This window comes from Halobaculum marinum (assembly GCF_029338555.1).
Classification (GTDB): domain Archaea; phylum Halobacteriota; class Halobacteria; order Halobacteriales; family Haloferacaceae; genus Halobaculum; species Halobaculum marinum.
This window is the reverse complement of record NZ_CP119989.1, coordinates 296,565-309,313: the sequence shown is the minus strand read 5'-3', so window position 1 is coordinate 309,313 and position 12,749 is coordinate 296,565. Positions and strand designations below refer to the sequence as shown.

The window sequence follows — 12,749 nt, the reverse complement described above, 5'->3', positions numbered from 1 at the left end:
CCTACAGTGCCTCCAGCAGGTGGACGTCGCGCACGATGCCGACGAGTTCGCCGCCCGCGAGCATCGGGATCTGCTCGATGTCCTCGGTGATCATCTCCTGTGCGGCCTCGACGACGCTGCGCGTCCGGGAGACGGTGAGTACGTCCGCGGTCATGAACTCCGAGACGGGTTCGGCGGGGATCTCGACGTTACGCGTCGGGACGTAGGCGCTGCCGACGGCCTTGATGCCCTCCCACTTCCACTCGTCGTCCTGGCCGGCGATGGAGTCGCCGGTGTCGTCTTCGCCCTCGACGACGCGGGCCACGTCGAGCACGTCGACCTCGGTGAGCATGCCAGCCACGTCGCCGTCGTCGTCGAGGACGACGCCGTACGGCACGTTGGCGAAGAACAGTTCGCGCTCGGCGACCGTCAGCGGGGCGCCGGCGTACACGGTGTTGATGTCGGTGCCGGCCACGTCGCCACAGGTCGCGTCCGTGGTGACCTCCTCGCGGGCGATGGCGTCGACGATGTCGGTGACGGTGACGATGCCGACGAGGCGGTCGCCGTCGTCCGCCTCGACGACGGGGATCCGGCGCGTCCCGCCGATCATCACCTGCGCGGCGTCGCGGAGGTTCGTCTCCGGCGTCACCGTCGGCGTCTCGCGCATCAACAGCGCGAGTTGGTCCTCGTTGGGTTTCTCGATCAGATCGTCGCGGGAGACGAGACCGCGGTACACCTCGTCGTCGCCATCGCCCTTGACCACGGGGACCGAGGAGAAGCGGTACTCCTGGAGGTAGGCGAGTACGTCGTCTCGGCCGCCGGGGAGCGAGGCCGTGACGAGGTCGGCCCGCGGCGTCATCGCGTCGGCTACGTTCATACCCGGTCTTGCGCCCCCACGCCTCTTGTATCATGCGAAGGTGTGGAGCGGCGTGTCGCGGGACCCGTGGTGGGTTCTCTCCCCGGTACGACCGCCGACGCGGGGGCTGGCGGACCGGCGGTTCCACGAAGGGGTGCACCCGCTCGCGATCCGACGAGTTTATCAGTGTGTATGTGAGACGTACGCATATGACAACGAGGCACACGGGGGGCGACCCCGGAGAGGTCATGGCGTCGGTCGACGAACACTCCGCAGAGTTCGTCATCGCCGACCTCGCGTGCGACGACGCCTGGATCTCCGTCGGCGAGTCCGACGCCCCGGTGCTCGAGAACTGGTGTTGACGGGCTGAGCGCCCGCACTGCCGTCGACTTCTGCCGTTCGTCTCGCGCGCTCTAGCGCTTGCGCCGCCGAGTCGCGCTCAGACCTCGTCGCCCGGGTCGTGCTCGTCGGCCATCCGGCCGGCCTCCTCAGCGTAGCGCTCGCGCGTCGCCGGATCCTCGACGGGTTCGGTGTCCCCCCGATCACGGTCGATCCCGGCGGTGACGGGGTTGCGCTGGAGGAGTTCGATCGACGCCTGTCGGGTGTACGAGCGGTCGCCGTCGACGCTCGCGTACGTGAGCGTCACGGTCTGTCGGGTGTCGTACTCGCGGGAGACGAGCCAAAGACGCATGGCCCGGTGTTAGCGCGGGTCCGAGAAAGGGTCCGTGGTTCGGTCGGCGCGGGCGGTTAGTTCCCGAACTCGAAGCCGCCGTAGTCGTCGGCGGCGGCGTCGTCGGTGTCGGTGTCGGCGTCGTCGGAAGCGTCTCCGACGGGGTCGGGTTCGATGGTGACCCCGTCGTCGTCGTTGGCGTCGTCGTCGTGCTCGCTCGGGTCGATGTCGATGGTGACGCCGCCGTCGGTCCGGACGTCGGCCTTCACGGCCTCCTGGCCCCGCAGTTCGGCCACGCGCGCGGAGAGGTCGGTGATGGCGGCGCTCTGGTCCTCCGTCGCCTCGGCGATCCGGTTCGCCGCCTCCTCGGTCTCTGTGGACCGCTCGCGGACGTCCTCGATGGTCGCGGTGAGTTCCTCGACGGTCGCGGCCTGGTCGTCGGTCGCGCGCGACACCTCTGTGATGCCGTCGGCGGCCTGGTCGATGGAGGCGGCGATGTCCTCGAACGCCTCCAGTACGTCGTCGATCTGGTCGGCGGCGTGGTCGATCTGCTGGTGGCTCTGCTCTGCGGCGACGACCGTCGAGTCGGTCTGGTTCTGCAGTTGCTCGATGTTGCCGGTGATCTGCTCGGTGTGCTGGCGGGTCTCGTCGGCGAGCGTCTTCACCTCCTCGGCGACGACGGCGAAGCCGTCGCCGTCTTTGCCCGCGCGGGCGGCCTCGATGTTGGCGTTGAGCGCGAGCAGGTTCGTCTGCTCGGCCACGTCGGAGATGACCTCGACGACCGCCTCGATGTCGTCCATCCGGTCGCCCAGGTCGGTGACGGAGTCGACGAGTTCCTCGCCGATCTCGGTCACCTCCTCGGTCGCCTCGCGGGCGTCCTCGCTGGCGTCGAGTCCTTCGGTCGCGGCGTCGCGGGCCTGTTCGGCGGCCACGTCGACCTCCTCGGCGGTGGCCGCGACCTCTTCCATCGACGCCGAGAACGTCTGCATCTCGGTGACGCCCTCGGTCAGCAGTTCGTTCTGCTGGCCGACGTTCTCGGCGATCTCGTCGGCGGCCTCGACGGCTTCCTCCACGGAGCGTTCGAGTCGGGCCGTCCCCTCGTCGACGCTGGCAGCCGTCTCTTCGAACGCGTCGGCCATCTCGTTGATGTTGTCGACGACCGACAGCAGGCGGTCATCGAGACAGTCGTCCTCGTCGACGAACTGCGCGCGGCGAGAGAGGTTCCCGGTCGTGAGTTGATTCATCGTCGACCCGAGTTCGTCGACTAGTCCCTCGACCGCTTCCTGGCGCTTCACGTGCTCCGTGCGGTCCTGCACGGTCTCGACGACCGCGACGAGTTCGTCGTCCTCGTACAGCGGCATCGCGGTGAAGTAGATGTGCCTGTCGACGCCGTGCTGGTCGGTCATGACGCTGGTGTCCGCGTACAGCCACATCGACTTGTCCTCGAGGTCGACGTCGAACTTCTCGTGGACGGACTTCGGGTGCTCCAGCACCTTGTCGGCGAGCGTCTGTGCGCGCCGGCCGTCGGGGTAAAACATCTCGCTCACGTGGTCGTGCCCGACGGCCTCCTCGGCGGTCGCTCCGGTGAGGTCTTCGATCGCGGCGTTCCACGCGACGATCTCGCCGTCGCTGTCCAGCATGAACACCGGCGACCCCATCCCGTCGAGCAACAGGTCGTCGTCCACGTTCAGTTCGTCGTCGTCTTCTGCGTCTACCTCCGGCATCGACGCGGAATCGCCGCCCGACTCGACGGTGACGCCGCCGTCTGCGATGGTGGTATCGTTCGCCGCGCCGGGGACCCACTCCCGGAGCCGACCTAACAGTGACATACTACCCTGGCTATCAGTCCTCCGATTAAGCCTTACTCGCCGGTTTTCACATCGAATAATCACAGAGCCCAGATATGCTATGTGAATTGATAGCATCCGGTCGGTGGTTCCACGGAGGCGGGCTCCCACGCGTCAGCCTCAAACCCCCGGAGCGCCCACCGATCGTCGATGGACGCGAGCGCGGTCCGCGAACGCGCCGCCGACCTGCCCCGCGAGCCGGGGGTGTACCAGTTCCTCGCCGGCGACACCGTGTTGTACGTCGGGAAGGCGGTCGACCTCCGCGACCGGGTGCCCTCCTACGCCGACCCTCGGTCGGCCCGTGTCGCCCGGATGGTCGGGGCCGCGGACGCGATCGATTTCGCGGTGACCGACACCGAGACGCAGGCGCTGCTGCTGGAGGCGAACCTGATCAAGCGGCTCAACCCCCGCTTCAACGTTCGCCTCAAGGACGACAAATCGTACCCGCTCGTGCAGTTCACCGACCACGCGGTGCCGCGGATCGAGGTGACCCGCGACCCCGACGAGGCCGCGACGGTGTTCGGCCCGTTCACCGACCGTGGCCGCGTCGACACCGTGGTCAAAGCGATACGCGAGACGTACGGACTCCGGGGTTGTTCCGACCACAAGTACGAGGGACGCGCTCGCCCCTGTCTCGACTACGAGATGGGGCTGTGCTCGGCGCCGTGCACCGGCGAGATCACTCCCGAGGCATACCGCGCGGACGTCGAGTCGGCGGTCCGGTTCTTCGAGGGGGAGACGGGCGCGCTCGCTGATCCACTCCGCCGCGAGATGGAGGCCGCAGCGCAGGCGCAGGAGTTCGAGCGCGCCGCCAACCTCCGCGACCGACTGGCCGCCGTCGAGTCGTTCCACGGTGCCGGCGAAGAGGCGGTGTCCGACCGGACCGACGAACGCGCGGTCGACGTGCTCGGCGCGGCTGTCGAGGGCGACGCCGCCGTCGTCGCCCGCCTCCACAGCGAACGCGGGCAGTTGGTCGACCGCACGCGTCACTCGTTGGACGCGCCGGAGGCCGAAGACCGCATCGCGGAGGTGCTCGCGGCGTTCCTCGTCCAGTACTACGCCGAGCGGGAACTGCCCGACGCCGTCCTCCTCTCGGAGCGCCCCGCCGACGAGGACGTGCTCGCGTGGCTGGAGGCGGAGGGTGTGGCGGTCCGCGTCCCCGGCACCGGGCGGGAGGCGAAACTCGTCGAGTTGGCGCTGAAGAACGCCCGCAGCGGCCCCGCACGACGCGACGAACTCGGCGCGCTGGCCGACGCGCTCGGCATCGACCGTCCAGCGCGCATCGAAGGGTTCGACGTGAGCCACGCGCAGGGGAAGCAGGTAGTCGGCTCCGACGTGTGCTTCGTCGACGGGAGCGCCGAGACGGCGGACTACCGACGGAAGAAGCTCACCGACCGCAACGACGACTACGCGAACATGCGCGAACTCGTTCGCTGGCGCGCCGAGCGCGCCGTCGAGGGGCGCGACGACCGGCCCGATCCGGACCTGCTTCTCATCGACGGCGGCGACGGCCAACTCGGCGCCGCCCGCGACGCGCTCGCGGAGGTCGGCTGGGACGTGCCGGCGGTCGCGCTCGCGAAGGAGGAGGAGTTGGTGATCGCTCCCGACGGTGTCCACCGCTGGGACGCCGACGCGCCCCACCTCCACCTGCTCCAGCGGGTGCGCGACGAGGCGCACCGCTTCGCTGTACAGTACCACCAGACGCTCCGCGACGACGTGTCCACCGTGCTCGACGACGTGCCCGGTATCGGTCCGGAGACGCGCCGGCGACTCCTCCGGCGCTTCGGCTCCGTGGAGAACGTCCGCGCGGCAAGCGAGGACGACCTGCTGGACGTACCGGGCGTCGGCGAGAAGACCGCCACCGAGTTGAAAGCGCGGCTGTAGCTCGTCGTCGTTGGTCGGTTCGAGGCTGACAGGCGACCCGCACGCGCCGTCGCGGGTGGGTCGCACACCCGCCGAGTTCCGCGACGGCTTCCGCTACGTCACACGGGACGTAGACCCGCTCTCGTACAAGAAGGTGTGGCCGCTCGTGGCGCGGCGGCGCTACTTCGTCCGGAACGCGCGGTCGCCGGCGTCGCCGAGGCCGGGGACGATGAACCCCTCCTCGTTCAGTTCGTCGTCGATGGCGACGGTGAGCAGGTCGGCTTCCGGAACCTCCTCGGCGACGCGCGTGAGGCCGTCGGGCGCGGAGACGGCCGACAGCACGAACAGGTCCTCCGGCTCGGGGTTGTTCGCGATCACGTGGTCGAGCACGGCGCACATCGTCGACCCGGTCGCGAGCATCGGGTCGGCGACGATGACGGTGTCCTCGGCGGTGATGTCGGGGAGCTTCGTGTAGTCGATCTCGATGGGGAACGTGCCGTCGTCGCCCATCCCGGCCTCCTCGTTGCGACCCGCGGAGATGACGCCCTGCTTCGCGCGCGGGAACGCCTTGAGCAGCCCCTCGACGAACGGCGTCGCGGCGCGCAGGACGTTGATGATCACGACGTTGTCGAGCCCCTTCACGCGCTCGCCGGTCGTCTCCGCCAGCGGCGTCTCGATGGAGACGAACTCCGTCTCCATCGCGCCGTCGATGATCTCGTAGCCGCAGATGCGGCCCAACTTCACCAACCCCTTGCGGAACGCGACCTGCTCGGTCTCCACGTCGCGGAGCCGCGAGAGCGTGTCCTTCGCCAGCGCGTGCGTGATGAGGTGCGCGTCGCCTCGCTTCTCGATTGCCATCGTTGTCCGAACGTTGCCGTGCGACCGGTGATAATCCCGTTGGGTTGCGCGCGACGCGACGCCCGTCGCGGTTTCGGAGCCGAAAAATCGACGATCGACGAACTCCGATTCGTCGTTCAGCACTTCCATATCGCGCCTTTCGAAACGTTTAGTGGCGGCTCGGTCGGCGATTCACGTGGTATGACGAAAGTCAGTGTGATCGGCGCGGCGGGGACGGTCGGCGCCGCGGCCGGCTACAACATCGCGCTCCGCGACATCGCCGACGAGCTCGTGTTCGTCGACATCCCGGACATGGAAGAGACGACCATCGGCCAGGCGGCCGACACCAACCACGGCGTCGCGTACGACTCCAACACGCGGATCCGCCAGGGCGGCTACGAGGCCACCGAGGGCTCCGACGTCGTCGTCATCACGGCTGGCATCCCGCGCAAGGAGGGCCAGACCCGGATCGACCTCGCGGGCGACAACGCGCCGATCATGGAGGACATCGGCGAGTCGCTGCGCGAGTACAACGACGACTTCGTGTCGATCACGACGTCGAACCCCGTGGACCTGCTCAACCGCCACCTGTACGAGAGCGGCGAGCGCGCCCGCGAGAAGGTGATCGGCTTCGGCGGGCGACTCGACTCCGCGCGCTTCCGCTACGTGCTCTCCGAGCGCTTCGACGCGCCCGTGAAGAACGTCGAGGCCACCATCCTCGGCGAGCACGGCGACGCGCAGGTGCCCGTGTTCTCGAAGGTCCGCGTCGACGGCACCGACCCCGCGTTCACCGCCGACGAGAAGGAGGAGATCCTCGGCGACCTGCAGGAGTCCGCCATGGACGTCATCTCCCGGAAGGGCGCGACCCAGTGGGGCCCGGCGACGGGCGTCGCCCACATGGTCGAGGCCGTCGTCCGCGACACCGGCGAGGTGCTCCCCGGGTCGCTCGCGCTGGAGGGCGAGTTCGGCCACGAGGACACCGCCTTCGGCGTCCCCGTGAAGCTCGGCTCGAACGGCGTCGAGGAGGTCGTCGAGTGGGACCTGGACGACTACGAGGCCGACCTCATGGACGAGGCCGCCGAGAAGCTCTCGACACAGTACGACAAGATCGCGTAAGCGGCTCTACCTCGGTCCGCCCGCTCGCCGCCCACCCTCCGACCGTTCTCTCGGGCTACCGCCCCCGTTTTTGTCGCCGCCCGCCGACGCCACGGCTATGGACTCGACCGTACTCGTCACCGGCGGGCTCGGCCGCTCTGGACGGTGGATCGTCGACCGCCTCGCCCAAGACCACGAGGTTGTCTGCGTCGACCTCGACCACCCGGGCTACGAGGTCGACCCGCGCGACAACGTCGACTTCCGCGCCGCTGACCTGACGGACGCGGGCGAGACGTTCGACCTGGTCGGCGCCGTCGACCCGGACGCCGTCGTCCACTGGGGGTCGTACCCGTCGCCGACGCGCCACGCCGGCAGTCGCGTGTTCCACGACAACGTCGCCGGCGCGTACAACGTGCTCGTCGCCGCCGGTCGTGCGGACGCGACCGTCGTGCAGGCGTCCAGCGAGAGCGCCTACGGGCTGGCGTTCGCCGAGGAGACGCCGCTGCCCGACGAACTGCCGATCACGGAGGCCCACCCGATGCGTCCCGAGGACCCGTACGGCACCGGGAAGGTCGTCGCCGAGGAGGTCGCCGACATGGTGCACCGACGCCACGGCATCTCAGTCACCTCAGTGCGCCCGTCGTGGATCCAGTACCCCGGCGAGTACACCTGCCTGACGCTCGACGACCTCGCCGACGGCGCCGGCAACTGCTGGTCGTACGTCGACGTGCGCGACGTGGCTGTCCTCGTCGCCCGTGCGGTCGCCGACCCACCCACGGGTCACGAGGCGGTCCACGCCGCCGCCGCGGAGAACTACCTCGGTCGGTCGACCGCCGAGGCCGTCGCGGAGCAGTTCGGTCGCCTCCCGGACGACTGCGACCTCGACGGCGAGCAGTCGGCGCTGTCGACGGCGAAGGCGACGGCGCTGTTCGACTGGACCCCGAGCCACGACTGGCGGACCGCCCGCGACGAGGACGTGGCAGCGCCCGAACTCTGGTCCTGAGGCGTCCGAGGGTTCATCACGGAAACCGGGACCACTACCCGCGTGACCTGACGACGGTCGCGACGGGTCTGCGGGTGTGCGCCACCCCCGTCGCGGTGCGTCCCGGCGCCTGTTCGCCCCCTCTAGACGACACTCCGAGCACTCGGCTCGTCGACAGCTCCGAGGCAACGACTAAACCGTTGGCTCGCACAGCCGTGGGTATGTCCGACTCGTGTGACGCCTGCGGCTCGGCGGTGGAGGATGCGCTCGCCCGGACGGTCCGGCTCTCGGTCGACCGCTCGACCGTCGACGAACAGCGCCTCTGTCCCGGCTGTTTCGCCGACTGGATCGACCGCTACGGCCGGGAGATGCAGTCGGAACCGGACGTCGAGATCGACGAGGAGAACGACATCATCGTCGACTGACCGGCTACAGGTCGACGGAACAGGTGGTCCCGACGGCGAGCCCCTCCTCCTCGATATGTGCGGCCAGACAGCCGTAGTTACAGTACGGCGTCTCGGCCGACGCGTCGCCCTCGCGGACGTACACCGGGTCGTGGACGGTCACGTCGCAGCCGCAGTACGCGCAGTCGGTAGACTCGCTCATCGTCGAATGGTACGCGCGTGCTCCACAAAAAGCGGTCGGCGGTCGTGCGGCGACCGTGGCCGGTCGATCCGACTTACTGCTCGTCGGCGTCCTCGGTTTCGGCTTCGTCGTCCGAGCCGGCGCTCAGGCCGTCGTCGGCCGGCCGGTCGAGCGCGCGCTCGGCGTCGTGGTACTCCGAGTAGCCGTCGAACCAGCGGACGATGCGCTCGATGCGGTCGACGATGTGGGCCGGCTCGCCCGAGCGCGACAGTTCGTGCCCTTCCCGCGGGTAGCGCACGAGTCGCGTGTCGACGCCGTGTTTGCGCAGGATGCGGTGGAACAGTTCCGCGGTGTTGTCCGGCGTGCGGTAGTCGCGGTCGGAGTGGAGCACCAGCGTCGGCGTGTCCACCTCGTCGGCGTGTGCGACCGGCGAGTGCTCCCACAGGAACTCCGGCTCCTCCCACGGCGTCGTGTCGTAGTCGCCCTCGACCAGCTTGTACGCCCCGTCGGTCGAGCCGTAGAAGCCGGTGAAGTCGTACACGCCGCGCTGGGAGACGGCGGCGCGGAAGTAGTCCGACTGCCCGACCGCCCACGAGGTCATGTAGCCGCCGAAGGAGCCGCCGGTGAGGAACACGTTCGTCTCGTCGACGTACTCGCGTGCCGCGACCGCCTCGACGCCGGCCATCACGTCGGTGAGGGTCACGTCGCCCCAGTCGCGCTCGATGGCCTGCATGAACTCCTCGCCGAAGCCGGTCGACCCGCGCGGGTTCGACCAGAAGACGACGTAGCCGCGGGCGGCGAGCGTCTGGAACTCGTGCCACATCGTCCCGCTGGTCGTCCACATCGCGTGCGGACCACCGTGGACCTCGACCGCGAGCGGGTAGGTCTCGTCGGCGTCGAATCCGGGTGGCGTGAGCACCCACCCCTCGACGGGCCCCTGCTCGGACTCGAACGCGAGCGGCTCCGGCTCGGAGACGGCGACCGAGCCGAGGTACGCCTCGTTCAGTTCCGTCAGCCGGCGCTCCTCGCTCCCGTCGAGCACGAACACGTCGCCGGGGTGGTCCCACTCGCTCTTCGTGATCGCAGTGACGCCGTCGGCGACGTGGGCGCCGTCGACGGAGCCGCCGCGGTACTCGCGCTCGGGGTCGCTACTCGCGTCGCCGGGCGCCGACCAGAGGCTCGTCGCGCCCTCGTCGGGCGTCGCGAAGAACACACGCTCCTCGTCGGGCCCCCACTGCGGGGCGGCCTCATAGCCGAGGCCGCGGTCCAGCCCCGCCGTCAGGTCGTACGTCTCGTCGGCGGCGCGGTCGTACACGTGGAGTTCGGTCGGCTGGATGCTCGCCTGCTCGGCCTCTGTGTACGTGTACGCGATGCGGTGGTCCTCGGTGACCGCCAGCGACGCACCCCAGCCGGTGGTGCGGAGCACGTCCTCGGCGTCGCCCGACTCGGTGTCGTAGGCGACGACGTCGATGTCGTAGTTGTCGTCGGGGTCCTGGCCGCTCTTCTGCGCCGTGAAGTACAGCGTCTCGTCGTCGCCCCACGCGGGCGCGCCGTGGTCGTGGTCGCCGTCGGTGACCCGTTCGAGGTCGCCCGACTCGACGTCGAGGACGTACACCTGCGGGCGCTTCCCGTCGAAGTAGCTCGTGCCGGTGCGGTACACCGTCCGGTCGATGACGCGCGGGTCCGGCTCCTCGGGTTCGTACTCTTCGGGAACCTCGAGGTCGCGCTCCGCCTCGCGGTCGTCGGCGGTGACCGACTGGAGGAACGCGATCCGAGTGCCGTCCGGGCTCCACGAGATGGCGTTCACGCCGCCGACCACGTCCGTCACCTGCTCTGCCTCGCCGCCGACGCCGTCGAGCGGGAGCAGCCACAACTGTTGGGTGTCGTCGTCCTTCCCGCGCGTCGAGGTGAACGCGAGGTGGTCCCCCGACGGCGAGAAGCGCGGCTCCGCGTCGCTCCCCTCCGTGAGCGTCAGTCGTCGCGCCTCCCCGTCCCCGTCGGTCGGCGCGAGGTAGACGGTCGACTCGTAGGAGTCGTCGTCGTCCGGTTCGCTCCGGACGAACGCCACGTGTTCGCCGTCCGGCGCGACCCGCGGGTCGCTCGGCTTGGCGATGTCGTGGAAGTCGCTCGCCTGAATCGTGTCCATATCCCGGCGTCGGAGTCGCGGGTGAAGTACGTTCGGAACCCGGAATCGGACGCGGGCTACTCGATGTCGACGCGCCCGCTCGTCGCCGAGCGCAACCGGTCCCGTAGCCCCGCGGCGTCGGCGACGGGGACGCGTGCCTGGAAGGTGACCTCGGCGTCGTAGTCGGCGTCGAACTCGACGCCGGTCGACTCGAGGATGCCGCGGACGGTGCCGGAGTCGTCGTACGCGACGGTGACGGCGACCCGCTCGTGCGGTTCCTCTTCGACGACGCCGGCGGCGTCTAGGCCATCCTTCACCGCCCGAGAGTACGCACGGGCGAGCCCGCCGACCCCGAGATTCGTGCCGCCGTAGTAGCGCGTGACGACGGCGACGACGTTTCGGATCTCCTGCTGCTGGAGGACGTTCAGCGCCGGCTTGCCGGCGGAGCCAGTCGGCTCGCCGTCGTCACTCGAATACTCCCGGAGCATCACCTCGCCAGGGGACTTCGACGGACCGTCGCCCGCGGGGACGCGGTAGGCGGGGACGTTGTGGGTGGCGTCGTCGAACTCCGCACACACCTCGTCGACGAACGCCTCCGCCGCGGCGACGGTGTCGACGGGGGCGACGTGGCCGAGGAAGCGAGAGCCCTGCACGGTGAACTCCGCGGTCGCGCGCTCGGCGACGGTGCGGTACGGCTCCGGGTTCGCCATGGTCATCCTTCCGGACGCGTGGTGAAAGGATTACTCGTCGACCGCCGTCGGACCGTCGGCGGTCGCGCCCGCGCCGGAGTCGGCGGTGTGCGGGTCCGCGACGAACAGCGCGAGCAGGCAGGCGGCGCCGAACAGTTGCGCGACGAACGCGACCAGCGCGATCGGATCGCCGGCGAGGTGGGCGAACACCTCGCCGACGGGGTTCGTCACCTCGTGGCTCGGGACGAGGCCGCCGTGGTCGGTGAGGTGCCACCACGCGTAGCCGACGGTGTACGCCAACAGGACGCCCGCCGTCAGCGAGTACAGCCGTCGGTGGCGGGCGCCGCGGACGATGGCCGTCGACAGCCCCACCAGCAGGAGCGCCGAGGGGACGAACAGGTACGGGCGCGGGTCGGCGAACTGGCCGATGGGGAGGTACACGAGGAGCCGCGGGAGTCCCTCGATCAGGTGAATCGCCGCCGAGACGAGCGCCGCCTGCACGCCGAGGACGCGCAACACGCTCGCGGTTCGGTCGTCCATGGTCGCACTCGGCGACTCGCGGTGAAAGCGGCGTCGGTTCGCCCGATGCCTCGCGACTCAGAACTCGACGCTGCGGACGTACGGTAGGTCCCGGATCGCCACGAGCAGGTCGCCGGGGAGTTCCTCGTCGGTGATGACGTACAGTTTCGGTTCGTCGGCGAACTCCGGGTCGTCCGACAGCACCTGCCGCAGCGACAGGTCTGCGTCGGCGAGCATCCCGGTGATCTCGGCGACGATGCCAGAGGCGTCGGGGTCGCCGACCTCGACGGTGAGCACCGTCAGGTCCAGCACCGGCGCGAGGTCCATCAGGCTCGGCACCGAGGTGATGTTGGCGAAGATCCGGCGGAGGTCGTCGTCGTCGCGGATCGCCGTCGTCGTCGCGTCGACGACCCGCCGGTCGACGCCGGCCTCGCGGGCGATGCCGGTGTCGGGGATCTCGATCCCACCGGAGACGACGCGCCCGTCGTCGTTCACCGAGAAGCCCCGCGCCAGCAGCAGTCGCACCACCGCCTGCTGCCCCGGCGACCCCTCGAACTTCCCCATGATCTCGTCGAACATCCGTGTGCATCGTGCCCCACGAGCGGGCATAACTGTTCGGAGTCGGTCGATCCGAGTCGCCGACTGCGTCGGCGACCCACCCCCGAGTTCACGGTCCGACCGCCCCACAACGCCCTTGACACC

14 protein-coding genes are annotated in these 12,749 nt (G+C 69.6%); 5 read left to right on the top strand and 9 right to left on the bottom strand.

The genetic code is table 11. The features are described 5' to 3' along the window. Nucleotide 1: 1 nt before the first annotated feature. Nucleotides 2-856: a CBS domain-containing protein gene (locus tag P0R32_RS01675; RefSeq protein WP_276238191.1), complete on the bottom strand. Its 855-nt coding sequence runs from the start codon at nt 854-856 to the stop codon at nt 2-4. Between the two features lie 188 nt (nt 857-1,044). Here P0R32_RS01675 and P0R32_RS01670 point away from each other — a divergent pair, with 188 nt between their 5' ends. Then, nucleotides 1,045-1,197, top strand: coding sequence for a DUF7556 family protein (locus P0R32_RS01670; RefSeq protein WP_276238190.1), 153 nt, complete (start codon nt 1,045-1,047; stop codon nt 1,195-1,197). Between the two features lie 77 nt (nt 1,198-1,274). Here the strand turns inward: P0R32_RS01670 and P0R32_RS01665 are convergent, their stop codons facing one another. Both P0R32_RS01665 and P0R32_RS01660 read right to left on the bottom strand, forming a co-directional pair. Beyond that, a complete protein-coding gene (locus P0R32_RS01665; protein ID WP_276238189.1) occupies nt 1,275-1,526 on the bottom strand; it encodes a DUF7967 family protein in 252 nt (83 codons plus the stop codon). A 56-nt stretch (nt 1,527-1,582) separates the two neighbouring features. Further along, on the bottom strand, nt 1,583-3,334 hold the full coding sequence (locus tag P0R32_RS01660) for a methyl-accepting chemotaxis protein (protein ID WP_276238188.1): 1,752 nt from the start codon (nt 3,332-3,334) through the stop codon (nt 1,583-1,585). Between the two features lie 168 nt (nt 3,335-3,502). Between P0R32_RS01660 and P0R32_RS01655 the strand changes: the two genes are divergently transcribed. Beyond that, on the top strand, nt 3,503-5,236 hold the full coding sequence (locus P0R32_RS01655) for an excinuclease ABC subunit C (protein WP_276238187.1): 1,734 nt from the start codon (nt 3,503-3,505) through the stop codon (nt 5,234-5,236). Between the two features lie 159 nt (nt 5,237-5,395). Here P0R32_RS01655 and upp read toward each other — a convergent pair whose 3' ends face one another. Further along, nucleotides 5,396-6,073, bottom strand: coding sequence for a uracil phosphoribosyltransferase (upp, locus tag P0R32_RS01650; RefSeq protein ID WP_276238186.1), 678 nt, complete (start codon nt 6,071-6,073; stop codon nt 5,396-5,398). Between the two features lie 180 nt (nt 6,074-6,253). Between upp and mdh the strand changes: the two genes are divergently transcribed. The 3 genes from mdh (at nt 6,254) to P0R32_RS01635 (ending at nt 8,554) form a co-directional block, all read left to right on the top strand. Further along, nucleotides 6,254-7,168, top strand: coding sequence for a malate dehydrogenase (gene mdh, locus P0R32_RS01645; RefSeq protein ID WP_276238185.1), 915 nt, complete (start codon nt 6,254-6,256; stop codon nt 7,166-7,168). 97 nt (nt 7,169-7,265) lie between these two features. Continuing rightward, nucleotides 7,266-8,150, top strand: coding sequence for an NAD-dependent epimerase/dehydratase family protein (locus P0R32_RS01640; protein ID WP_276238184.1), 885 nt, complete (start codon nt 7,266-7,268; stop codon nt 8,148-8,150). Nucleotides 8,151-8,350: 200 nt separating this feature from the next. Next, nucleotides 8,351-8,554: a DUF7569 family protein gene (locus P0R32_RS01635; protein ID WP_276238183.1), complete on the top strand. Its 204-nt coding sequence runs from the start codon at nt 8,351-8,353 to the stop codon at nt 8,552-8,554. Between the two features lie 4 nt (nt 8,555-8,558). Here P0R32_RS01635 and P0R32_RS01630 read toward each other — a convergent pair whose 3' ends face one another. From P0R32_RS01630 to trpY, 5 genes are all read right to left on the bottom strand, one after another. After that, nucleotides 8,559-8,735, bottom strand: a complete 177-nt coding sequence (locus tag P0R32_RS01630; protein ID WP_276238182.1) for a hypothetical protein — start codon at nt 8,733-8,735, stop codon at nt 8,559-8,561. A 73-nt stretch (nt 8,736-8,808) separates the two neighbouring features. Next, nucleotides 8,809-10,860, bottom strand: a complete 2,052-nt coding sequence (locus tag P0R32_RS01625) for a S9 family peptidase (RefSeq protein WP_276238181.1) — start codon at nt 10,858-10,860, stop codon at nt 8,809-8,811. 56 nt (nt 10,861-10,916) lie between these two features. After that, complete coding sequence (locus P0R32_RS01620) at nt 10,917-11,549, bottom strand: IMPACT family protein (protein ID WP_276238180.1); 633 nt, start codon at nt 11,547-11,549, stop codon at nt 10,917-10,919. Between the two features lie 30 nt (nt 11,550-11,579). Beyond that, nucleotides 11,580-12,068: a hypothetical protein gene (locus tag P0R32_RS01615; RefSeq protein ID WP_276238179.1), complete on the bottom strand. Its 489-nt coding sequence runs from the start codon at nt 12,066-12,068 to the stop codon at nt 11,580-11,582. Between the two features lie 57 nt (nt 12,069-12,125). Further along, nucleotides 12,126-12,626, bottom strand: coding sequence for a TrpY family transcription regulator (trpY, locus tag P0R32_RS01610; protein ID WP_276238178.1), 501 nt, complete (start codon nt 12,624-12,626; stop codon nt 12,126-12,128). Nucleotides 12,627-12,749: the final 123 nt, after the last annotated feature.

What these genes read in the sequence shown, in the direction of transcription:
- P0R32_RS01675 (WP_276238191.1), bottom strand. Translation starts at nt 856, where the DNA reads ATGAACGTAGCCGACGCGATGACGCCGCGGGCCGACCTCGTCACGGCC.
- P0R32_RS01640 (WP_276238184.1), top strand. Translation starts at nt 7,266, where the DNA reads ATGGACTCGACCGTACTCGTCACCGGCGGGCTCGGCCGCTCTGGACGG.
- P0R32_RS01615 (WP_276238179.1), bottom strand. Translation starts at nt 12,068, where the DNA reads ATGGACGACCGAACCGCGAGCGTGTTGCGCGTCCTCGGCGTGCAGGCG.
- upp (WP_276238186.1), bottom strand. Translation starts at nt 6,073, where the DNA reads ATGGCAATCGAGAAGCGAGGCGACGCGCACCTCATCACGCACGCGCTG.
- P0R32_RS01655 (WP_276238187.1), top strand. Translation starts at nt 3,503, where the DNA reads ATGGACGCGAGCGCGGTCCGCGAACGCGCCGCCGACCTGCCCCGCGAG.
- mdh (WP_276238185.1), top strand. Translation starts at nt 6,254, where the DNA reads ATGACGAAAGTCAGTGTGATCGGCGCGGCGGGGACGGTCGGCGCCGCG.
- P0R32_RS01665 (WP_276238189.1), bottom strand. Translation starts at nt 1,526, where the DNA reads ATGCGTCTTTGGCTCGTCTCCCGCGAGTACGACACCCGACAGACCGTG.
- trpY (WP_276238178.1), bottom strand. Translation starts at nt 12,626, where the DNA reads ATGTTCGACGAGATCATGGGGAAGTTCGAGGGGTCGCCGGGGCAGCAG.
- P0R32_RS01630 (WP_276238182.1), bottom strand. Translation starts at nt 8,735, where the DNA reads ATGAGCGAGTCTACCGACTGCGCGTACTGCGGCTGCGACGTGACCGTC.
- P0R32_RS01670 (WP_276238190.1), top strand. Translation starts at nt 1,045, where the DNA reads ATGACAACGAGGCACACGGGGGGCGACCCCGGAGAGGTCATGGCGTCG.
- P0R32_RS01625 (WP_276238181.1), bottom strand. Translation starts at nt 10,860, where the DNA reads ATGGACACGATTCAGGCGAGCGACTTCCACGACATCGCCAAGCCGAGC.
- P0R32_RS01660 (WP_276238188.1), bottom strand. Translation starts at nt 3,334, where the DNA reads ATGTCACTGTTAGGTCGGCTCCGGGAGTGGGTCCCCGGCGCGGCGAAC.
- P0R32_RS01620 (WP_276238180.1), bottom strand. Translation starts at nt 11,549, where the DNA reads ATGGCGAACCCGGAGCCGTACCGCACCGTCGCCGAGCGCGCGACCGCG.
- P0R32_RS01635 (WP_276238183.1), top strand. Translation starts at nt 8,351, where the DNA reads ATGTCCGACTCGTGTGACGCCTGCGGCTCGGCGGTGGAGGATGCGCTC.